This window comes from Kosakonia pseudosacchari, from assembly GCF_015167415.1.
Classification (GTDB): Bacteria; Pseudomonadota; Gammaproteobacteria; order Enterobacterales; family Enterobacteriaceae; genus Kosakonia; species Kosakonia pseudosacchari.
This window is the reverse complement of record NZ_CP063425.1, coordinates 2121171-2142219: the sequence shown is the minus strand read 5'-3', so window position 1 is coordinate 2142219 and position 21049 is coordinate 2121171. Positions and strand designations below refer to the sequence as shown.

The window sequence follows — 21049 nt, the reverse complement described above, 5'->3', positions numbered from 1 at the left end:
CGTCTCTCATCCGTCAGGCGGCATGTTGATCGGGGTCTGCCAATGCTGTTGTTTTGATGCCAAAGGGATTGCTTCGCAGGGCAATCAGCCGACGAAGATGGCCGATAACCTGCTTGCCAGTGATAAAACGGGTGCATTCGTACTGCCGGTCCGTGCCTTTGTGGCGCGGACACCAGAAATAGTCCTGATGATCAAAATTGAACCGCACGTCATCCCAGCAGCCGTTGCAGACATGGGTATTGATGACGCGCCAGGGGGTATGAAATTCGCTGTTCGGCAGGCTGAATCCGCTGATCAGCACCACCGGGATCCGACAGCCCCAGGCAAGCCAGGAGAGACCGCTGCCGAGGCCGATAAAAAATTCGGCGTGCTCCAGCAGCGCCACACGTTCAGCAAGGGGCAGATTGCCGGTGAAATCTTCCGCGCCGTGGGGGATTTTGTTCCAGATGTAACCGCGACCTACCACGCGCTCTTTGTCGATACACAGCACGCGGTAGCCCTGCTCTTTCAGATAATCGATGACTTCATGCCAGCCGTTGCCGTTGTTCCAGAATTTGGCCTGGCTGGTGGACTGGGTCGCGATGCAGACATAGGGTTCAGCGATACGACGCGCGCTGCGCTGGCGCAGATCCGGAACGATTTCCGTGGGATCGACACCAAGAATATGCCCGGCGGTGCGGTGCAGACCCACGGCGCGAAAATCGAATGGCTGCTTGTCGAGATCGCCATGAAAAAACAGCCCAACGCGCCAGCTGGCATAAGGTGGCTCGCTCATGCCCGGCCCGGCCTGCCACTCTTCAGGAGTAGCGCAATGGAGCTGCGGATAGACCGGTTTGAAGAGATCGACGATCGGCTGTGCCATGGTGCAATAAACGTTGCACTGGTACGTCTGCCGAAAGCGTTCAGCGTAAGGTACCCAGCCAATGAGGTCGCCCAGCGTACCACCGGGAAATGAAACCAGTACCGTTTGGCCGCGCATATCCAGAACGTGATCCAGCACGGGCTCCGGCTGGGCGCCGTCCCAGACCCGCAGACGAAACGGCACATAATATTTTTTTGTGCTGATCACCCAGCCCTGCGCGACATCGTCGGCAAAGAGGATATTTCCCGTTTCGTCATCGCTTATTTCGACCCGCCAGTTACCAGCTGGCAACAATAACCGGGCACCGTCATTAAAATCATACAGGATACCCATCGGTCCCTGCTGAGTCGGAATTTCTGGCGGCGGAATAAAAGCATATCCCTGCCCAACAACGGCGGAAGTCGTCATCACCCAACCTTCATCATGAGTAAACGCGTTAAATAAGGCTGGCAGTAAATAATAATCAGGCACCAGCCGACCTCCGGCGCTAATAATCCGGAACGAAATTTTTTATGAATTTTTCGAGTCTCATCAAGAGTCGATTAAGAGTAGTAACAAGACGTTTTATTGCAAATTCTTTCTAAAAGTTAAGTTCCAGAAATATCAACCATTTAGTTTTTGCCCTCTTTCGCGACTTATTTATAATAAATATTAAAAACAATCACTTAACTGCAAACGGAGGTAGCTAATTTAGGATTATCCTTAAAGCAAATTTCATGCAAAAACGTGATATTAATTCAGAAATATAAAATATATTTCCACGCATCCAGGGAGTCTTTCCCAGATATATCCGCCTCACTGAGATGACAGTGAGAAGTAAAAACAAGTCGCCCCGACAATTATTAAAAAGCAAACTGGCGCACACTTTTTATTTAATTAAGGGCCACGCACTTTTACGCAGCGAAATAAACAGAACAATCTTATTGTTTATTTTTATGATTCATCGAGTGAGAAGATAAATAAGCGTAGCCGTAGCAGCGTAATAACGTTGCCGCAAAGGAGTTTTAGCTCACATCGCCACGATGGCCAGGCCACAGGCTGACCCGTCTGCGCAACGGTTACGCAATTATGTGATAACGGTTACACAACAAATCGATAATGACGATAAATTCGTATTTTGAAACAGCGTTTTTAATTCCTTTCTGCCAATGTCGACGTTATAATGCCGCCATCCTAATTTGAATGGATTCAGCTGATTGAACTGTAAAACAAATTACTCACATCAATTTTTCCCCGATCTGGCTGAATCTCAGGCACACATTCTTCTGCACGCTTTTTTGATGTCACCTATCCTTAGACTGTGGCATCGCTCTTTTCGCAACACAGGTTTGACTCCGAAGCCGTGCGCTAACCGGAGCGTAAATTCCCAATCCTTCTCAACTCAAACTTAAAGACCAGAACTGTCATGAAAAAGACCAAAATTGTTTGCACCATCGGTCCGAAAACCGAATCCGAAGAGATGCTGGCGAAAATGCTGGACGCTGGCATGAACGTCATGCGTTTAAACTTCTCTCACGGTGACTATGCTGAGCACGGCCAGCGCATTAAAAACCTGCGCAACGTGATGAGCAAAACCGGTAAAAAAGCGGCAATTCTGCTGGACACCAAAGGTCCGGAAATCCGCACCATCAAACTGGAAGGTGGCAACGACGTCTCCCTGAAAGCAGGTCAGACTTTCACCTTCACCACTGACAAATCTGTTGTTGGCAACGCGGACACTGTTGCCGTGACCTACGAAGGTTTCACCAACGATCTGAGCGTTGGCAACACCGTACTGGTAGACGATGGTCTGATTGGTATGGAAGTAACCGAAATCGTTGGCAATAAAGTTATCTGTAAAGTGCTGAACAACGGCGACCTCGGTGAAAACAAAGGCGTAAACCTGCCTGGCGTTTCCATCGCCCTGCCGGCATTGGCTGAAAAAGATAAGCAAGACCTGATCTTCGGTTGCGAACAAGGCGTCGACTTTGTTGCGGCCTCCTTCATCCGTAAACGTTCTGACGTGGTTGAAATTCGTGAGCACCTGAAAGCGCACGGCGGCGAGAACATCCAGATCATCTCCAAAATTGAAAACCAGGAAGGCCTGAACAACTTCGACGAAATCCTCGAAGCATCCGACGGCATCATGGTTGCGCGTGGCGACCTGGGTGTTGAAATCCCGGTTGAAGAAGTGATCTTCGCGCAGAAGATGATGATTGAAAAATGTATCCGCGCGCGCAAAGTTGTTATCACTGCGACCCAGATGCTCGATTCCATGATTAAAAACCCGCGTCCGACCCGCGCTGAAGCTGGCGACGTGGCGAACGCCATCCTCGACGGTACTGACGCAGTGATGCTCTCTGGCGAATCCGCTAAAGGGAAATACCCGCTGGAAGCGGTGACCATTATGGCCACCATTTGTGAGCGTACCGATCGCGTGATGACCAGCCGTCTGGATTTCAACAACGACAGCCGTAAACTGCGCATCACGGAAGCGGTTTGCCGCGGCGCGGTTGAAACTGCTGAAAAACTGGAAGCGCCGCTGATTGTTGTTGCGACTCAGGGCGGTAAATCTGCTCGCGCTGTGCGTAAATACTTCCCGGATGCCACCATTCTGGCGCTGACCACCAACGAAGTGACCGCGCGTCAGTTGGTGCTGAGCAAAGGCGTTATCCCGCAGCTGGTGAAAGAGATCTCTTCTACCGATGATTTCTACCGTCTGGGCAAAGAAGTGGCGCTGGACAGCGGCCTGGCAAGCAAAGGCGACGTAGTGGTTATGGTTTCCGGCGCACTGGTTCCGAGCGGCACCACAAACACAGCTTCCGTCCACGTTCTGTAATAATAACCGGACAATTCGGACTGATTAAAAAAGCGCCCTCGCGGCGCTTTTTTTATATTCTCGACTCCATTTAAAATAAAAAATCCAATCGGATTTCACTATTTAAACTGGCCATTATCTAAGATGAATCCGATGGAAGCTCGCTGTTTTAACACGCGTTTTTTAACCTTTTATTGAAAGTCGATGCTTCTTTGAGCGAACGATCAAATTTAAGTGGATTCCCATCAAAAAAATATTCTCAACCTAAAAAAGTTTGTGTAATACTTGTAACGCTACATGGAGATTAACTCAATCTAGAGGGTATTAATAATGAATCGTACTAAACTGGTACTGGGCGCGGTAATCCTGGGTTCTACTCTGCTGGCTGGTTGCTCCAGCAATGCTAAAATCGATCAGCTGTCTTCTGACGTTCAGACTCTGAACGCTAAAGTTGACCAGCTGAGCAACGACGTGAACGCAATCCGTTCCGACGTTCAGGCTGCTAAAGATGACGCAGCTCGCGCTAACCAGCGTCTGGACAACCAGGCTCACTCTTACCGTAAGTAAGAGTTCCTGTAATGAAATGGCGCACACGGTGCGCCATTTTTTTTGCCTGTAATATGCCCTTCTTTTTCGTCTACTGCGTTACAGCCTCTTGTTGTGCTTCTGCATCCACCGTTGTTCCTTTCGCCCTGTTCTGTACCGATAACACGCTTTCTTTCGACGCTGCCGCTGATGTCCTGACCGGAATTGCTACCGGGTAACCCGCCCGACGATTCAACGCTTGCGTAATCATGCCACTATCACCGCCAGCACTGTGGATAAAAGCCTCCAGCGCGGGAGAGAAGCTGATCGGCACCGTCTGCGTATTTTCTTCAACTTTTTGTGCCAGCGGACGATGCACTTCAATAAAGTGCCGCCCGTCAGGCTCTACGGTGTATTTCACCGGCTCGTTGATGATTGTTACCCGCGTCCCAGCCGCAACCTGCGCAAACAGCGCCTGAATATCCGGCGCATTCATGCGGATACAGCCTGAGCTGACCCGTAACCCAACGCTGTCCGGCGCATTCGTACCGTGAATGAGATATTCACCATTACCAATCCCCAGACGCAGCGCAAAGCGCCCCAGCGGATTATTTGGCCCTGCGGGTACCACCGGCGGCAATTCAATGCCGTTTGCTAATGAACGCGCGCGAATGCCCGCAGTCGGTGTCCATGTCGGGTTCGGGATCTTCTGGCTAACTCGCGTCACCGAAACCGGCGTTTCCAGCCCCTGTTGACCAATACCTATCGGGTAAACCTGCACACTGTTTTTCCCCGGCGGGAAATAATAGAGTCGCAATTCCGCCAGATTAACCACAATGCCTTCGCGCGGCGTATCGGGCAAAATCATTTGTGAGGGGATAGTGACGATCGTGCCCGGTCTCGGTACGGGTGCAATCGTATTATTGGCTTCAAGGATCAACATGGCTGCCGTGTCGAAATGGCGGGCGATCGCCTGCAGGTTTTTATCCCCCGCCTGCACGGTGTAAGTCTGGTTTTGCCCAATGACACGGCTACCATCGGCAGGCAGGGGATATTCTGCCGCACGAGCCACCTGGAGTGCGCTTAAAGCGCCGAAAAGACATAAGGAGAGTAAAGACGCGCGTTTCATAGGAAGTTCCTGTATCCACTGACAAGGTGTCAGAAAGCTGAAGATCCAGCGAGGCGCTAAACACCTCGCGTCGTAACAGGATGAAATATGGTCTTTTAAGTTTAGCTAATGTTGGCTGCTTTGTTGCGAATCGCGCGGATCATCGCCTCAAGACCCTGCGAGCGAGAAGGGGTCAGATGTTGCGTGAGGGACATCTTTTCGAACCACGGGCGCACGTCAAACGCCACAATATCTTGCGCGGTCATCTGCTGATAGAGCACAAAGACGATGGCAATAAGCCCTTTGACAATCGCGGCATCGCTGTCGCCAGCCAGCTCTATCACGCCCGCTTCGTTACAATGCATGACAATCCAGACCTGGCTCTGACAGCCCTGAATAACGTTCTCCGGGTTGTGCGCTTCGGCACTTAATTCCGGGAGACGCTGCCCCAGCTCAATAATATAGAGGTACTTCTCTTCCCAGTTGGCACAGCGGCTAAAATTGCGCAGCAGTTTCTCTTTATCGGGTAATGCGGCCATTTTTGCCTCTCACGTTAGCCCAGCAACTGATGAATACGTTTCAGGCCAGCCACCAGACGATCCACCTCTTCTTCTGTATTGTACATAACCAATGACGCGCGACACATGGCGGGAACATTGTAAAATGCCATCAACGGCATCGCACAATGATGCCCGGTACGCACCGCAATACCGTAATTATCGAGGAAACTGCCGACATCATAGGCATGATGTTTCCCAAGATTAAACGCGATTACCCCCTGGCGCTGCGTCGGGCCATACAGTGTCAGATCCGGCACTTCTGCCAGCGCGTTGAGTGCGTAATGCATTAACGTCTGCTCGTATTCACCAATCGCTTCCAGCCCTAACTTATTGACATACTCAATCGCCGCGCCAAGCCCAATAATGCCGCCTGTGTTCGGCGTACCGGCCTCAAAACGCCAAGGCGCTTTCGCATAAGTTGTGCCTTCGATCAGGCTCACAGTGGCGATCATCGAACCGCCCCCTTCCCACGGTGGCATATCCTGCAAGATAGCCTCTTTGGCATATAACACGCCGATACCCGTAGGCCCGTACAATTTATGGCCGGAGAAAACATAGAAATCGCAGTCCAGCGCCTGCACATCCACCGGATGGTGCATGACCGCCTGTGCGCCATCCACCAGCACTTTCGCGCCATGTTGATGTGCCAGCGCAATGATTTCCGCCACCGGGTTTTCGGTGCCCAGCACGTTCGACACCTGCGTGATCGCCAGTAGCCGCGAGCGTTCATCCAGCAGCGTGGGCAACACGTCCAGCTGCAGCGTGCCATCCTGGTTAAGCGGGATCACACGTAACTCTGCGCCCACGCGCTCGCACAGCATCTGCCACGGCACGATATTGGCATGGTGTTCCATCGCGCTAATGATAATGTTGTCGCCCGCGCGCACCTGGCTGTTCCCCCAGCTGTTCGCCACCAGGTTAATTCCCTCGGTCGTGCCGCGCACAAACACCAGCTCTTCGGGCAAACGTGCATGAAGAAACGCCGCTGCCTGCACCCGCACATTTTCCATCCGCTGAGTGGCTTCCGCGCTCAGCGTATGAATACCACGGTGTACCGCCGCATACCCGTGGCGGAAAAATTCAGCTTCGGCATCAATTACCTGGTTCGGTTTTTGCGCACTGGCCGCACTGTCGAGATAGGCCAAAGGTAGTCCGTTCACTTCACGCTGTAGCACCGGGAAATCGGCGCGAACGGCGTTCACGGGAAAACTCATACTCTGCCCCCTGCCAGGCGCTGGCTGATACGCGCCAGAACCTGTTGTTTCAATGCTTCGTCGCTAATGGCTTCCGTCAGTTCAGCCGCGAAGGCATGGATTATCATCTGTTGCGCCGCCTGTTGATTGATCCCGCGCGAGCGCAAATAAAACATCTGTTCATCATCAATGCGCCCAACGGTCGCGCCGTGGCTGCATTTCACATCATCGGCATAAATTTCCAGTTGTGGCTTGGTGTCCACTTCAGCCAGACGACCGAGCAACAGATTATTGTTGGTCATCTGCCCGTCGGTTTTGATGGCATGTTGCGCAACTTTGATCAGGCCATTAAACACCGCCCGGCCTTTATCGCTGACGATGGTTTTATGTAGCTGGCGGCTGTTGCAGTAGCCCTGATTATGCTCAAGCCAGGTACGGGTATCGCATACTTCCGCTTTTACCGGCATCGCCAGACTGTTGATGCGCAACTGCGTGTTTTCGCCATTAAGTTGCGTACTGATGTTATGACGCAACACCGCGCCGCCGAGCAAGAAACTGTGACTATCTGCCGCCGCATCTGCCGCCAGCAAGAGGTCATTATGCGCAAAGTGGTAGCTTTGCGGGTTTTCGAATGCCAGCTTGACGTGGTGCAGGTGCGCATTCGCCGCCACATTCATCGTCAGGCGTGATCCTGTAAAGTGGCGCGCATCGTTCAGGCTGACGTAATGTTCATAAACGGTCGCTTCTGCCCCCAGGCCAAGCTCAAGATGGTGGCGATAATGGGCGGTATTCATCTCCTCGCCCGCCAGCCCTTGAGTAATGTGCATAAGCAGCAACGGCTTAGCAGGCCGCTGGTTTCGCGCCACCTGAATCCAGGTCACGCTCTGCGCCAGGCTTTCTGTCAAATGCAGGAATACTTCCGGCTGCACCGGCGCAGGCAGCGCCTCTCGCACATCAGCAAAAGTGACATCAAAACCGGAACCCGCCGTGTCGTCACTCAGCGCCGCGTTAAACTGTCCATCAACAAACACCAGCCGCACGGCGTCCACCGCCAGCGCCAGCGTATCGCGCTGCGCGGCACCGATCGTGCCAGAGGTGCTAACAAACTGGCTGTTCAGCAAACCGTCCAGCGGCGTGTATTTCCAGTTTTCATGTTTGCGCGTCGGCAATCCTAAACGCAGCATTTGCTGCAGATGCTGCTGCGCCGATTCAGAACGCGCGCCGCCCTGCGTTTCAAACAGATGATGCCACTGTTGCAGCGCGTTACTGCTGTTCGGTAAGCCAGCCATAGCCCTGCTCCTCCAGTTGCTTAACCAGCGTGAAATCACCGGATTTCACGATGCGCCCCTGATATAACACGTGTACAAAATCCGGCTTGATGTAATCCAGGATCCGCTGGTAGTGCGTGACAATGATAAATGCGCGTTTTTCGTCACGCAGCGCATTCACCCCTTCGGCAACAATTTTCAGTGCATCAATATCAAGGCCGGAGTCCGTTTCATCCAGAATGCACAGGTCAGGTTCCAGCACCGCCATTTGCAGAATGTCGTTACGTTTTTTCTCACCGCCGGAGAAGCCAACATTGACTGAACGGGTCAGCAAATCTTCCGGCATTTTCAGCAATTTGATTTTGTCTTCCATCAGATCCTGGAAGTCAAACCGATCCAGCGCCTCTTCGCCGCGATATTCACGTACCGCATTAAGCGCCGTTTGCAGGAAGAACTGGTTACTGACGCCGGGGATCTCCACCGGATACTGGAACGCCATAAATACGCCTTCGCCGGCGCGGTCTTCCGGCGACAGCTCCAGTAAATCTTTGCCTTTAAACTCGACGCTGCCGCCTACCACTTCATAATCTTCACGTCCGGCCAGCGTCGCAGAAAGCGTGCTTTTCCCGGAGCCGTTCGGTCCCATAATCGCGTGTACTTCACCGGGGCGCACCTCCAGGCTCAGGCCACGCAGAATCGCTTTATCTTCAACGCTTACCTGCAAGTCTTTAATACTTAACATTTCTTATCCTTTAATCCTTAACCGACGCTGTGTTCAAGGCTAATAGCCAGCAGTTTTTGCGCTTCAACGGCAAACTCCAGCGGCAGTTCAGAGAAGACATCTTTACAGAAGCCGTTGACGATCATGGAGATAGCATCGTCTTCACTGATTCCGCGTTGCAGGCAATAGAAGAGTTGGTCTTCACCGATACGCGATGTCGTGGCTTCATGCTCAAGTTGCGCGCTGTTATTACGGCACTCGACATACGGGAAGGTATGCGCCCCGCAATCCGGACCAATCAGCATCGAGTCGCACTGGGTGAAATTACGGGCATTGGTCGCGGTCGGCATAATTTTCACCAGCCCCCGATAGCTGTTCTGACTATGCCCGGCGGAGATCCCTTTCGAAATAATCGTCGATTTGGTGTTCTTGCCGATATGGATCATCTTGGTGCCGGTATCCGCCTGCTGATGCCCGCTGGTCAATGCGACGGAGAAGAACTCACCGATCGAGTTATCACCGCGCAGAATACAGCTCGGATATTTCCAGGTAATGGCGGAGCCTGTTTCAGACTGCGTCCATGACATCTTGCTGTTTTCGCCTTCGCACAGCGCACGCTTGGTCACAAAATTAAGGATGCCGCCGGTGTTGTTATCCCCCGGGAACCAGTTTTGCACCGTGGAGTATTTCACTTCCGCGTCTTTGTGGATGATCACTTCCACCACTGCCGCGTGCAGCTGATAGCTGTCGCGCACCGGCGCGGAACACCCTTCGATATAGCTGACGTAGCTCCCTTCATCCGCAACCAGAATGGTGCGCTCGAACTGGCCGGTTTTTTCCGCGTTAATGCGAAAATAGGTCGACAGTTCCATCGGGCAACGCACGCCTTTCGGGATGTAGATAAACGTGCCGTCAGAGGCAACGGCGGCGTTAAGCGCGGCGAAAAAGTTGTCATTAGAGGGCACCACCGTTCCGAGGTATTTTTTTACCAGTTCCGGGTGGTCATGTATCGCCTCGCCGAACGAGCAGAAGATGATTCCTTGCTCAGACAATTTTTCACGGTAGGTCGTCGCCACGGAGACGGAGTCAAAAATCGCATCGACTGCCACTTCTTTGCCTTCGCGCACCGGGACGCCGAGTTGGTTAAACGCCTCTTCAACTTCTTCCGTCAGCCAGGCATTTGCGCCGGTCTGTTGCACCGCGCCGGGCTGTGAGGCGCACGTGTCGTCGCAGTTGCCACAGGAAGGTGCGGAGTAGTAACTGTAATCCTGATAATCCAGTTTTTCGTAATGGGCTTTCAGCCAGTGTGGCTCTTCCATCTCCAGCCACGCCCGGAAAGCGTTCAGGCGAAATTCGAGCATCCATTCTGGCTCATTGCGTTTCGCTGAAATGGCCCGCACGACATCTTCATTGATGCCTTTTGCCAGCTCGTCAGTGCTTAACCGGGTAAAAAAACCCTCTTTATAATTGAGGTTGCCGCCGGTCCAGATTTTGACATCGTCAGTTGCTTCAGTATTACGAGACATAGTACCGCCTATACCCCGAAACTTTCGCCACAGCCGCATTCGTGCTGAGCTTTCGGGTTATGAAATTTGAAGATCTGATTTAAACCTTCACGCACGTAATCTACTTCGGTGCCGTCAATAAACGGCATCGCCTGCAGCGGTACGTAAAGGCGTGCGCCGTCAGATTCGTAAAGCAAATCGTCTTCATTCGGTTCCGTCACGGTATCAAGTACATAGCCAAAACCTGCGCACCCCGTCTGCTTGATACCCAGCCGTACACCGAGTACTCCGGCCTGCTTACTGGCCAGCGCACGGATATGTTCTGCGGCAGCGGGTGTCATGGTTAGCCCCCGCCACGTAAAATCTTGCGGATTAAATGATTCCATCGTTTACCTCACATCAGCAGATCAAAGGCTCATAATGCTATGTTAGTGATAATGATTATCACTTCAACCTCTTTTCCGAAGGGTTATTACCCATGAGTCCCTTTTTTCGGCACATGGTATAAGCATAGACTCTGCGCCAGGGCTTTACAGGTAAGTGAAAATTTGTTTAATAAATTGATAAATAATGATTTTAGAGGGCACTGCGGCGGATAAGGGGTAAAAAAGAAAAGATGTATAGTCAATACCTATTATTGAGATAGGGTGTTGGTATTTCTTAATGAAAAAAGTGACTCGCTTAGTAAAACATTACCTTTTCGCAAAACGGCGTCTTAAACGCATAACCCCAACTTCAGCGCTTTGCGTTTTCAAAATTAATCTCCAGTGATATCAATAGGCCGCATGTCGGCGGCAAAATAGTCATAGTAAAAAGTTGAACCGGATGCTGGAATGAGTGTCCGAAAACAAGGATTTTTGACCACATTTGAGCAAGTTATGGATAAAACGGCGTTGATTTTGTTGTTGCTTGCGGTGGTGGTTCTGGTGGTGGGTTTATGGTCAATTTTCAGCGAAACGCTGTGGGTAGTAGCCAGCTTCCTGGAAACGTTGCTTTACCCAACTATCTCCACGCCGGAGTGACGTTATGGTGTTCTGGTCGCTACAGGAAAATGGCTCTGAAATAAGAGAAAACTGTCGAAAAAGAAGAAATGCCCCTCTCATTTCTGAGATAAAGTCAGCTATGTTCGGTTTTTTAAAAATGCGCTCACCTCGCTGGGCCATCAAACAAGGAGAGTATTGATGCATGCAAAACCAATGATGTCTTTTTTAGATAGCGGCGCGGGTTTTCCCGTGCTGTTGGGCCATAGCTATTTGTTCGATAAATCGATGTGGTCGCCGCAAATAGAAACACTCAGCCAGCACTTTCGTGTGATAGCCCCGGATTTGTGGGGACATGGCGAATCCCCTGCTTTGCCTGGCTCCCCAGCCTCTCTGGCCGATATTGCCGCAGACCATTTGGCTTTAATGGATTCACTCAAGATTGACCAGTTTGCCGTGGTCGGCTTATCGGTCGGCGGCATGTGGGGCGCAGAACTCGCTGCCGCCGCACCTGCGCGTGTTAAGGCAATGATGTTATTTGATACCTTTATTGGTGATGAAACCGATGTGGCGCGTGAGCGTTACTTCGCGATGCTTAATGCCATCGATGCGACTGGCACCATTCCGCCAGCGTTGCTTGATTATATTGTCGGTCAATTTTATTCGCAGTTTGCCGCGCCTGCAGATGTTCAGCAGCTTACCGCTTATCTTTCCTCACTTTCTGCAGAACAGCTTCGCAAAAGCATTGTGCCGCTCGGTAAATTGATTTTCGGCCGACCAGATCGTATGACCATTCTGGATTCTGTGGCTTGTCCGGCGCATGTGGCAACTGGCGAACTGGATCTGCCGCGCCCGCCAGTGGAAGGGCGACAGATGGCAGAAGCATTAGGTTGTGAATTCACGTTGATTCCAAATGCGGCGCATATCAGTAACCGGGAGAACCCTGAATGTGTTTCACAATTGATTGTCGATTTCCTGAAACAACATTGTTGATCCCCCTTACATTGTGAAAGGCAGGTAATTTACACACCCGGCGATAGTCTAAGACTGACCATTTCATTAACCGGACGGGAAACAGAATCAGATGATATGTTTCCCGTTTTTTTCTGTTATTCCCAATCAGGTTATACCTGTCATAAAAATGTCATTATATTTTTATGTTCGCCCATCTATTTTTAAACGCATCCTAAATACATCTTCAATACGCCTGCTTAACATTGCCGCCCTAAAAGGTAATAAAGCTCCCGGCTTTTAAATACCCGCGTATTATCCGCAAACATCTTACTTATGGTTAATAGTGTTAATTCATTGGTGCTTTATTGCTATAAGCCAAACACCGAGCAGGCGCTCGTTATGCTTATTCGCAGCCAATCACATTTATCACGACAAAACAACAACCTAACTCAAACCATACATAAAAATCAAAATCATCAAACCAACTAAATATAAACATTAAGAATAATCTTCTTTGTTAATTTATAGATTTAAGCGATCATTTTCCTAAGAGTAATAGCTACAAACTATCAAAATAAGATAATCGATCATTTAAAACAATTTTCAATCGTTATCCGGGCCTGTGTAGAATTAAAAATTGTTCATTAAGAATGTCCTGTTCTTTTGAGTAGGGGCTAAATCAGGAAAATGAAAATTAACACACTGGAAATTAAAGGCAGAAAATTCCTGATGACGGCAGAGTTTCATCCCATCATTACGCTCTCAGGAAAAAAGATCCTCCGCTATCAAGCGGTAGCACAATTCTATAACGGTGAGGATTTTCTCATTCCCGCTGAGCAAACAGGCGTGCTTCTCGAAGAGACGGCGGTCAACAGAAAAGTAACCGATTTTATTTTTGAGGTTATTTGTCATGTACTAAAAATGAAGGAAACCATGACGGTTTCCTTCATTTTGTCGCCGCAGTTAATTAATGATATAGATTATCTTACCCAGCTCATTGAACGCTGCCAGCACAATGATATTGCCCCGCAACGTATCGAGATTGAAGTCAGCAACCACCTTACTTATTCTCAATTTATCAGTAAGTTACCAGCATTAAAGCAAGCCAGAGAGTACGGTTTTATGGTTTCACTCGGTAAGTTTGGTTGCGGAAATGAACATGCAGAGCGCCTGCAATTGTTTGCGTTCAATACCATCAAAATCGATCGTTCCCTTGTTGACGGCATTGCCCGCCATCCGGCAAAACTTTCAACACTGCACCGTTTCATTGACAGCGTGATACCTGCCGGGACGGATGTGATTTGTGAAGGCGTGGACAGCACCGCCGACCTCGCCCTGCTTAACAGGTATAACGCTGGCGGTATTCAGGGGTACACCTTTTCCCGCCCGCTGACCTTTAAGCAACTCCAGCTACTGGAAGGGTTTTGAACCCGCACAAAAGCCGCTGGCGGGCGATCGGTTAAAAGCGCTGCATCAGACTGGCTGCCCGTGTCTTATTCCTCTGCGTTTTCGCGGGTGCAGATGATCGCTTTATCTTCAGTGTGCTTGCTGTCCGCGTAGAAAAAGGCTTTTTTGCCCGTTTCGATCTGCGTGATGATATGGATCGCCGCCCAGTTGGTCGCCTTGTTTTGATCCTGGCTGTCGGTGTAAATCAGCGCGCGTCCGGAGTATTGATCGGAGATCTCATACGGCTTCTCCTGTGGATTCGTGTAATGTCGGCCATTGATAGTGAGCCCATCCGGTTCGACGCTGGCGCGATATTCATCACACTGCAGTGCGATGCCCTCAGCAGAGGAATACGCCGATAATAAGGCTAAACAGCCGCCCGCAATAAACTTGACCATAACCATCCCGTATACATTTTGTTGGCAACAGAATAATACAGCGCCCCTGAGAAGGGGCGCGTTAACAAAGGTTAGTTATAAAGCGAAGGTTCGCCGACCGGGCGGGTTTTAAAACGCCGGTGGATCCAGAGATACTGCTCCGGTGCGCGCAGAATTTCGCGCTCAATCACTTTGTTCATGTAGCTGGCGGCGGCAAACTCATCCTGAACCGGATAGTCATTCATCGCCTGGCCGATATGCAGCGAATAACCAGAGCAATCCTCTTTGCGCACCATCGTGACCGTCAACATTTTTGCCCCGGAAAGGCGCGATAAAACGTAGGTGCCGTTGGTGGTTGCCGCGTTTTGAACACTAAAGAACGGGGCGAAAATACTGCCTTTGCGACCGTAATCCTGATCCGGCGCGAACCAAACGGCTTCCCCTTGTTTCAGCGCATTGACCAGGCCTTTCAGGTTACGGCGATCAATCATCGACTTATTGGAACGCATACGCCCGCGCGTCTGTACCCACTCCATTAGCACATTATTATGGGGACGATAGGTCGCCATCATTGGCTGACAAAGCCCCATTACGCGCCCGCCTAATTCCAGCGACATAAAATGCACGCCGACCACCATCACGCCACACTGGCTGGCCTGGGCGGTCTGTAAATGCTGATAGCCTTCGACGTCAAACCAGCGGCGTACTCGCTTATCCGACCAAAACCACGCCATGCCGGTTTCAATCAACCCCATGCCCAACGACATAAAGTTTTTCGCAATCAGCCGCTCACGCAGCTCATCACTCATATGGGGGAAACAGAGTTCGAGATTACGGCGAGCGATACGCTCGCGACGTTGCAGGAATCGACGCGATTGCCGACCGAGCCCCGCGCCAAAGCGGGCAAGAACAGGATAAGGAAGTTGAACAAGTAGCCAGAGTAAACCGAGCCCGGCCCATGTCACCCAATGTCGTGGGTGTAAAAACGCTAACTTAAATGATGTCATCATTGTTACCTAAAAGCCTCTATTCAGTAGCGCTTAAAGAGACAATGAATCACTTCATCAGGTCATTACGCGTTACAGCCAATCGCGCCGGTTGAAGATAACCGGGCGGTACATCCAGTGCCGGACAATATAGCACGAAGAGCTAAAATCTAATGCGCAGAATAATGAATAAAAAATGAAGATTTTTCGGCGGTTATCCCGCCGAAAATAATCAGACGATTGCTGTGGTCAGCCGTGATGAACAGCACAGGCGGGATTGTTCGTCATAAATATCGATTTGCCAGACCTGATGCCGCCCGCCCGTATGCAGCGCCCGACAGACACCACGCACGCGCCCGCTGCGCACCGAGCGCAAATGGTTGGCGTTAACCTCCAGACCCACCACTTTCTGTTCCCCTTCCGTACACAAATAGCCAGCAACAGAACCGAGTGTTTCAGCGAGCACCACCGACGCGCCACCGTGTAACAGGCCAAAAGGCTGATGAGTTCGTTGATCTACCGGCATGCTCGCCTCCAGCGCATCGTCACTGATGCGCTCAAAGTGAATATCCAGCAACCCCACCATATTGCCATCACCCATTGCATTCAGGGCTTCCAGCGTAACCGCACGTTTCCAGATCATCCCAAAATCTCCAGTAAGGCCTGAAGTGGATGGCGCACGCCATTCCCTTCGATTCGTTTCACCTGGCTGCGACAAGAGTAGCCGGTCGCCAGACAGCGATTACGCGGCAAACGCTGCATTGCCTGATGCCAGGAAAGCTCATAAATGCCCAGCGAACTGGCATGGTTCTTCACTTCATGACCATACGTTCCGGCCATACCGCAGCAGCCAACGCTGACATTTTCCAGCACCGCGCCGAATCGCGCAAAAATCGCCGCCCATTGCCCCGTAGCACCCGGTAGCGCAGTCACTTCTGTACAATGGCCGAACAGATACCAGGGCTCGCCGCTGAGCGCTCGCTCATCGATGTTATCCAGCGCCGAAGGCAACCATTCATGCACCAGTTGCACATGAAAATCCCCACGCTTATCGCCTAACGCCAGCTTGTACTCGTCGCGGTAGCAGAGCACCAGCGCCGGATCGACACCCACCATTGGCATGCCCAGTTGTGCCACGCGATTCAGGAAATCTGCGGTTTTCCGCGCCGTTTTGGCAAAGCGATTGAGGAAACCTTTAATGTGTTGCGCCTTGCCGTTTGGCGAGAAAGGCAGCACCACCGGCGCGAAGCCGAGCCGTTCGACCAGTCGAACAAAATCGGCCACCACTTGTGCATCGTAATAGCTGGTGAACGGGTCCTGCACCACCAGCACAGTTTTCGCTTTCTGTGCGTCATCGAGCTGCTCAAGCTGCTCAAGCGTCATGTTCGCCGTGCGATGCCCAACCATCTGACGCTGCAATGACGGCACCGACAGCAACGGTAAATCCACCATGCCGATATGCTTCTCAGAAAGGGAACGTACCCACGGCTGGTTCATAAAGAAGTTAAAGGTCTTCGGCGCGCGCGCCATTAAAGGCGCATAGCTTTCCACCGTGGCAACCAGATGATCGCGCACCGGGCGCAGATAACGGCTGTGATAGAGCTGCAGGAAGCGTGACCGGAACTCCGGCACATCAATCTTGATTGGGCACTGCGTTGAGCACGCTTTACAGGCCAGGCAACCGGACATCGCCTCTTTGACCTCATGCGAGAAATCATACTCACCGCGACGCGCATGCCAGCTATTGCGCGTACGCTCAATTAATGTACGTAAACTGGCTCGCTTTTCCGGCAGCTCTTTTTCCAGCTTAACCGGATCGATGCCGCGATCGGCCAGCAATCGCAGCCATTCGCGCACCAGCGTTGCCCGTCCTTTTGGTGAATGAATACGGTTCGCCGAGATTTTCATCGACGGACACATCGGGCTTTTCACATCGAAATTAAAGCACAAGCCATTACCGTTACACTCCATGGCACCACGCCATGAGGAGCGCACGGCGATAGGAATTTGCCGGTCAAGCGTGCCGCGTTTAACGTCATCCACCTTCTTCATCGGCGCATCAATGCCTTCAGGTGGGCAGATTTTACCGGGGTTCAGACGGTTTTCCGGATCGAATGCCGCTTTAATTTTGCGTAACTCGCCATAAAGCTGCTCGCCAAAAAAGGCCGGGCTATATTCGGCGCGGAAACCTTTCCCGTGCTCGCCCCACAGTAAACCGCCATATTTCGCCGTTAGCGCCACCACATCATCGGAAATGGATTTCATCAGCACTTCTTGCTGCGGGTCGCACATATCCAGCGCAGGCCGCACGTGCAACACCCCGGCGTCAACGTGACCAAACATGCCGTAGCTCAGGCCGTGCCCATCAAGCAATGCACGAAATTCAGCGATATAGTCCGCCAGATGTTCCGGCGGTACGCAGGTATCTTCCGCGAAGGGAATCGGCTTGGCCGCGCCTTTCGCGTTCCCTAACAACCCGACGGCTTTTTTACGCATGGCGTAAATGCGCTCGATCCCCGTCAGATCCTCGCACAATTGCCAGCCAATCACGCCGCCTTCACCATTGGACATTAACGTATCGAGGCGCTGGCACAACGCCTGTACTTGCGCATCAATCAGCGGTTGATCGTCACCGGCAAACTCAACAATATTCAGGCCAAGCATGTTTTTATCCGGCACATCAGTAATTAACTCTTTCACCGAGTGCCAGACAATATCTTCCCGCGCCAGGTTGAGCACTTTCGAATCCACGGTTTCGACGGAGAGCGCTTGCGCTTCCACCATAAACGGCGCATTGCGCAGCGCGGAATCAAACGAATCATATTTAACGTTCACCAGACGGCGAACTTTTGGTAGCGGCGTAATATCAAGGCGCGCTTCGGTAATAAACGCCAGCGTCCCTTCTGAGCCAGTCAGAATGCGGGTTAAATCAAATTCGGTCATTTCGTCATTAAACACATGACGCAGATCGTAGCCGGTCAGAAAACGGTTCAGTTTAGGGAAACTATCCAGAATCAACTGGCGGTTATCACGACAACGCTCCAGCACCGTTTTATAAATTCGCCCGATAGCGGTGCTGGCATTGCCCAGCGTTTCTGCCAGCGCCACCGGCATCGCCTGTGTATCAAGGATATCGCCGCCCAGCAATACAGCGCGGACACCCAGCACATGGTCAGAGGTTTTCCCGTAAACAAGGGAACCCTGCCCGGAGGCATCGGTATTGATCATTCCCCCCAGGGTCGCGCGGTTGCTGGTCGACAGCTCTGGCGCGAAGAAGAAGCCATAAGGTTTCAAATACTGGTTGAGCTGATCTTTGATAACGCCCGCCTCAACGCGCACCCACCCCTCTTCGGGGTTGATTTCCATAATGCGATTCATATAGCGGGACATATCAACGATGATGCCCTGGTTCAGCGCCTGACCATTGGTGCCGGTACCGCCGCCGCGCGGAGTAAAGACCAGCGTGCGAAAACGCGGCTCGGCAGCGAGGCGTGTGATCAAGGCAACGTCGGACGTTGAACGAGGGAAAACGACGGCATCGGGTAATAGCTGGTAAATACTGTTGTCTGTCGCCATCGTTAGCCTGTCGGCGTAGCTGGTGGCGGTATCACCGGTAAAACCTTGTTGCTCCAAAGCCTGCAAAAAATTCAGCACCAGTTGAACGACGCCCGGTGCCTGGGAAATCTGTGGGATCATTATGCTTGACCCTGCCTGACTGTTAGTGTTGTGAAGTGTTAATCGTTTGCTTTAAGCATTCATCGTTGTATCACATTTTTTTCTTATGCGCCCATGAGAATTACAGGCAGAATCGGACTGTCCAAAACTGCTGAAATCATTAATCATTATCACTGGTGATTTCCAGAAACACCGAATTTTCAGCCACTCAACAAGGTGAGTAAATCATATGGTTGATCTACGTCAGTCCAGGGATGTACCGCAAATCATGCTGTCGGTACTGTTTTTAGCAATCATGATTATCGCCTGTCTGTGGGTCGTCCAGCCCTTCATCCTCGGTTTTGCCTGGGCGGGAACGGTGGTGATCGCCACCTGGCCACTGCTGGTGCGCCTGCAACGCGTGCTGTTTGGTCGCCGCTCGCTGGCGGTGTTAGTCATGATGCTGCTGTTAATCCTGCTGTTTATTATTCCTGTCGCGCTACTGGTTAATAGCCTGGTGGACTCCAGCGGCCCGGTGATCCATGCCATCAGCACCGGTGCCATGTCACCGCCGGATTTAGCCTGGCTAAACAGCATTCCTTTCGTTGGTGAGAAGCTCTATGCGGGCTGGCACAGCCTGCTGGATATGGGCGGCAGCGCCATTATGGCTAAACTACGCCCGTACGTGGGGGCGACAACCACCTGGTTTGTCGGCCAGGCCGCGCATATCGGGCGCTTTATGCTGCACTGCGCCCTGATGTTGCTGTTCAGCGCCCTGCTCTACTGGCGCGGTGAGCAAGTTGCCAGAGGGATCCGCCATTTCGCCATTCGTCTTGCCGGAAAACGTGGCGATGCCGCTGTGCTGCTGGCAGGCCAGGCAATCCGCGCCGTAGCGCTTGGCGTGGTAGTCACCGCGCTGGTGCAGGCCGTGCTTGGCGGCGTTGGTCTGGCCATTTCCGGCGTGCCGTACGCCACGTTGTTTACCGTGGTTATGCTGATGACCTGTCTGGTGCAGCTCGGGCCATTACTGGTGCTGGTTCCGGCCATTATCTGGCTTTACTGGAGCGGAGATTCCACCTGGGGCACCGTACTGCTGGTGTGGAGTTGCGTTGTCGCCACGCTGGATAACTTTATCCGCCCGGTACTTATCCGTATGGGCGCGGATTTACCGCTGATCCTTATTCTTTCGGGAGTCATTGGCGGCCTGGTCGCTTTCGGCATGATTGGTCTATTTATTGGCCCGGTATTACTGGCAGTCTCCTGGCGGCTATTCTCCGCGTGGGTGAATGAAGCGCCTGAACCGGCGACGGCAGATAATTCGCTAAACGAAGCCGACGATTTAGATACCCCCTCCTGAAAACAATTAAGGCGGGGTAGCCCGCCTTAATTATTATTAAGCACTACTTATCATTTCAGGCGTAAAATCCCGATCGGATCCCTCTGAAAGCGAAATAATGGCCGGTTTAGCCCATATATTCTTCACGTCCATTTAACTAATGAGACGAATCTGATCGACGCAAAAAAACGACATGCCTACTATTAGCTCACGGTTATAAATCAACACCTTGATTTATAAGCATGGAAATCCCCTGAGTGAAACAACGAATTGCTGTGTGTAGTCTTTGCCCATCTCCCACGATGGGCTTTTTTTTTCGCCGCTGTGCGCGCAAACACTTATTTACCGGATGCAGACACGCTACCTTTGCCGCTCACGGCGTAGGCACCATTATCAATAGCCGCACCAATCGGTAGATAATGCATCGTGCCCGTCACCGGCACGAATATGACCGTTATAAGGCACACAGCCATTAAGCTGTCGCCCATGCCGGCACGAGAAACATTAATAGACAACGTTTCATTTAAATAACCTCAGCACTATTACTGGCAATAGCTATTTACCTTCCGCATCTGCGAAATAAAAACGGCAATATCGAATAAATTGAAACCACGACAACGCGCTCAAGAAAAATCAGCTTATGTATTTACCTGTACCCGCTGCTAATAAGGTTATGCTGAGATAGCACATGATCAACGACGTTACGTAACCGCCCCTGTAGCGCCCTATCAATCCTGCGTGAACCACGCGTAGTTCACCCGCCGGGTGCAATGTAGA

Annotated in this window: 19 protein-coding genes and 1 other RNA gene; 8 read left to right on the top strand and 12 right to left on the bottom strand. The window is 51.5% G+C overall.

The window, feature by feature from the left end; all coding sequences use genetic code 11:
• Positions 1-13: 13 nt before the first annotated feature.
• On the bottom strand, positions 14-1270 hold the full coding sequence (locus IP581_RS10095; protein ID WP_193822675.1) for an autotransporter strand-loop-strand O-heptosyltransferase: 1257 nt from the start codon (positions 1268-1270) through the stop codon (positions 14-16).
• A gap of 788 nt (positions 1271-2058) precedes the next feature.
• Here IP581_RS10095 and ynhH point away from each other — a divergent pair.
• The 3 genes from ynhH to IP581_RS10085 all read left to right on the top strand — a co-directional run bounded on the left by ynhH (position 2059) and on the right by IP581_RS10085 (position 4226).
• Positions 2059-2253, top strand: coding sequence for a protein YnhH (gene ynhH, locus IP581_RS24175; protein ID WP_428846029.1), 195 nt, complete (start codon positions 2059-2061; stop codon positions 2251-2253).
• Positions 2254-2267: 14 nt separating this feature from the next.
• Positions 2268-3680 (top strand): pyruvate kinase PykF, encoded by a 1413-nt coding sequence (pykF, locus tag IP581_RS10090; RefSeq protein ID WP_086869401.1) that lies wholly within the window; start codon positions 2268-2270, stop codon positions 3678-3680.
• A gap of 309 nt (positions 3681-3989) precedes the next feature.
• The gene (locus tag IP581_RS10085) at positions 3990-4226 is read left to right on the top strand and encodes a major outer membrane lipoprotein (protein ID WP_007374746.1); all 237 of its coding nucleotides are present in this window, start codon (positions 3990-3992) and stop codon (positions 4224-4226) included.
• Positions 4227-4296: 70 nt separating this feature from the next.
• Here IP581_RS10085 and ldtE read toward each other — a convergent pair whose 3' ends face one another.
• The 7 genes from ldtE to sufA form a co-directional block, all read right to left on the bottom strand.
• Positions 4297-5313, bottom strand: coding sequence for a L,D-transpeptidase LdtE (gene ldtE, locus IP581_RS10080; protein WP_097402105.1), 1017 nt, complete (start codon positions 5311-5313; stop codon positions 4297-4299).
• A 101-nt stretch (positions 5314-5414) separates the two neighbouring features.
• The gene (gene sufE / locus IP581_RS10075; protein ID WP_193822451.1) at positions 5415-5831 is read right to left on the bottom strand and encodes a cysteine desulfuration protein SufE; all 417 of its coding nucleotides are present in this window, start codon (positions 5829-5831) and stop codon (positions 5415-5417) included.
• 14 nt (positions 5832-5845) lie between these two features.
• On the bottom strand, positions 5846-7066 hold the full coding sequence (gene sufS, locus IP581_RS10070; protein WP_193822450.1) for a cysteine desulfurase SufS: 1221 nt from the start codon (positions 7064-7066) through the stop codon (positions 5846-5848).
• Positions 7063-8334: a Fe-S cluster assembly protein SufD gene (sufD, locus tag IP581_RS10065; protein WP_193822449.1), complete on the bottom strand. Its 1272-nt coding sequence runs from the start codon at positions 8332-8334 to the stop codon at positions 7063-7065. The genes sufS and sufD overlap by 4 nt, the downstream gene beginning before the upstream one ends.
• A complete protein-coding gene (gene sufC / locus IP581_RS10060; RefSeq protein ID WP_086869408.1) occupies positions 8309-9055 on the bottom strand; it encodes a Fe-S cluster assembly ATPase SufC in 747 nt (248 codons plus the stop codon). The genes sufD and sufC overlap by 26 nt, the downstream gene beginning before the upstream one ends.
• A 17-nt stretch (positions 9056-9072) precedes the next feature.
• Entirely contained in the window at positions 9073-10560 is a 1488-nt protein-coding gene (sufB, locus tag IP581_RS10055; protein WP_086869410.1) for a Fe-S cluster assembly protein SufB, read from the bottom strand.
• A gap of 8 nt (positions 10561-10568) precedes the next feature.
• Positions 10569-10925, bottom strand: a complete 357-nt coding sequence (gene sufA, locus IP581_RS10050; protein ID WP_016496315.1) for a Fe-S cluster assembly scaffold SufA — start codon at positions 10923-10925, stop codon at positions 10569-10571.
• Between the two features lie 447 nt (positions 10926-11372).
• On the opposite strand from sufA, the gene IP581_RS10045 reads away from it, so the two are divergent.
• The 3 genes from IP581_RS10045 to IP581_RS10035 all read left to right on the top strand — a co-directional run bounded on the left by IP581_RS10045 (position 11373) and on the right by IP581_RS10035 (position 13901).
• Positions 11373-11561, top strand: coding sequence for an Ecr family regulatory small membrane protein (locus IP581_RS10045; protein WP_086869414.1), 189 nt, complete (start codon positions 11373-11375; stop codon positions 11559-11561).
• Positions 11562-11720: 159 nt separating this feature from the next.
• Entirely contained in the window at positions 11721-12512 is a 792-nt protein-coding gene (locus IP581_RS10040) for an alpha/beta fold hydrolase (RefSeq protein ID WP_193822448.1), read from the top strand.
• Positions 12513-13160: 648 nt separating this feature from the next.
• Entirely contained in the window at positions 13161-13901 is a 741-nt protein-coding gene (locus tag IP581_RS10035) for an EAL domain-containing protein (protein ID WP_193822447.1), read from the top strand.
• 65 nt (positions 13902-13966) lie between these two features.
• Here IP581_RS10035 and IP581_RS10030 read toward each other — a convergent pair whose 3' ends face one another.
• The 4 genes from IP581_RS10030 to ydiJ all read right to left on the bottom strand — a co-directional run bounded on the left by IP581_RS10030 (position 13967) and on the right by ydiJ (position 18978).
• A complete protein-coding gene (locus IP581_RS10030) occupies positions 13967-14317 on the bottom strand; it encodes a hypothetical protein (protein WP_228007836.1) in 351 nt (116 codons plus the stop codon).
• 71 nt (positions 14318-14388) lie between these two features.
• Positions 14389-15306 (bottom strand): kdo(2)-lipid IV(A) palmitoleoyltransferase, encoded by a 918-nt coding sequence (lpxP, locus tag IP581_RS10025; RefSeq protein ID WP_086869421.1) that lies wholly within the window; start codon positions 15304-15306, stop codon positions 14389-14391.
• A 208-nt stretch (positions 15307-15514) separates the two neighbouring features.
• Positions 15515-15925 carry a 1,4-dihydroxy-2-naphthoyl-CoA hydrolase gene (menI, locus tag IP581_RS10020; protein ID WP_086869422.1) on the bottom strand — a complete coding sequence of 137 codons (411 nt, stop codon included), beginning with the start codon at positions 15923-15925 and terminating at the stop codon, positions 15515-15517.
• Positions 15922-18978 (bottom strand): D-2-hydroxyglutarate dehydrogenase YdiJ, encoded by a 3057-nt coding sequence (gene ydiJ, locus IP581_RS10015; protein ID WP_193822446.1) that lies wholly within the window; start codon positions 18976-18978, stop codon positions 15922-15924. The genes menI and ydiJ overlap by 4 nt, the downstream gene beginning before the upstream one ends.
• Positions 18979-19186: 208 nt before the next feature.
• On the opposite strand from ydiJ, the gene ydiK reads away from it, so the two are divergent.
• The gene (gene ydiK, locus IP581_RS10010) at positions 19187-20293 is read left to right on the top strand and encodes an AI-2E family transporter YdiK (protein ID WP_193822445.1); all 1107 of its coding nucleotides are present in this window, start codon (positions 19187-19189) and stop codon (positions 20291-20293) included.
• Positions 20294-20482: 189 nt separating this feature from the next.
• Positions 20483-20590: antisense sRNA RprA (rprA, locus tag IP581_RS10005), an RNA gene on the top strand.
• Positions 20591-21049: the final 459 nt, after the last annotated feature.

Coding starts and splice junctions, on each gene's coding strand:
- IP581_RS10095 (WP_193822675.1), bottom strand. CDS start 1,270: ATGACGACTTCCGCCGTTGTTGGGCAGGGATATGCTTTTATTCCGCCG.
- pykF (WP_086869401.1), top strand. CDS start 2,268: ATGAAAAAGACCAAAATTGTTTGCACCATCGGTCCGAAAACCGAATCC.
- IP581_RS10085 (WP_007374746.1), top strand. CDS start 3,990: ATGAATCGTACTAAACTGGTACTGGGCGCGGTAATCCTGGGTTCTACT.
- ldtE (WP_097402105.1), bottom strand. CDS start 5,313: ATGAAACGCGCGTCTTTACTCTCCTTATGTCTTTTCGGCGCTTTAAGC.
- sufE (WP_193822451.1), bottom strand. CDS start 5,831: ATGGCCGCATTACCCGATAAAGAGAAACTGCTGCGCAATTTTAGCCGC.
- sufS (WP_193822450.1), bottom strand. CDS start 7,066: ATGAGTTTTCCCGTGAACGCCGTTCGCGCCGATTTCCCGGTGCTACAG.
- sufD (WP_193822449.1), bottom strand. CDS start 8,334: ATGGCTGGCTTACCGAACAGCAGTAACGCGCTGCAACAGTGGCATCAT.
- sufC (WP_086869408.1), bottom strand. CDS start 9,055: ATGTTAAGTATTAAAGACTTGCAGGTAAGCGTTGAAGATAAAGCGATT.
- sufB (WP_086869410.1), bottom strand. CDS start 10,560: ATGTCTCGTAATACTGAAGCAACTGACGATGTCAAAATCTGGACCGGC.
- sufA (WP_016496315.1), bottom strand. CDS start 10,925: ATGGAATCATTTAATCCGCAAGATTTTACGTGGCGGGGGCTAACCATG.
- IP581_RS10045 (WP_086869414.1), top strand. CDS start 11,373: ATGAGTGTCCGAAAACAAGGATTTTTGACCACATTTGAGCAAGTTATG.
- IP581_RS10040 (WP_193822448.1), top strand. CDS start 11,721: ATGCATGCAAAACCAATGATGTCTTTTTTAGATAGCGGCGCGGGTTTT.
- IP581_RS10035 (WP_193822447.1), top strand. CDS start 13,161: ATGAAAATTAACACACTGGAAATTAAAGGCAGAAAATTCCTGATGACG.
- IP581_RS10030 (WP_228007836.1), bottom strand. CDS start 14,317: ATGGTCAAGTTTATTGCGGGCGGCTGTTTAGCCTTATTATCGGCGTAT.
- lpxP (WP_086869421.1), bottom strand. CDS start 15,306: ATGATGACATCATTTAAGTTAGCGTTTTTACACCCACGACATTGGGTG.
- menI (WP_086869422.1), bottom strand. CDS start 15,925: ATGATCTGGAAACGTGCGGTTACGCTGGAAGCCCTGAATGCAATGGGT.
- ydiJ (WP_193822446.1), bottom strand. CDS start 18,978: ATGATCCCACAGATTTCCCAGGCACCGGGCGTCGTTCAACTGGTGCTG.
- ydiK (WP_193822445.1), top strand. CDS start 19,187: ATGGTTGATCTACGTCAGTCCAGGGATGTACCGCAAATCATGCTGTCG.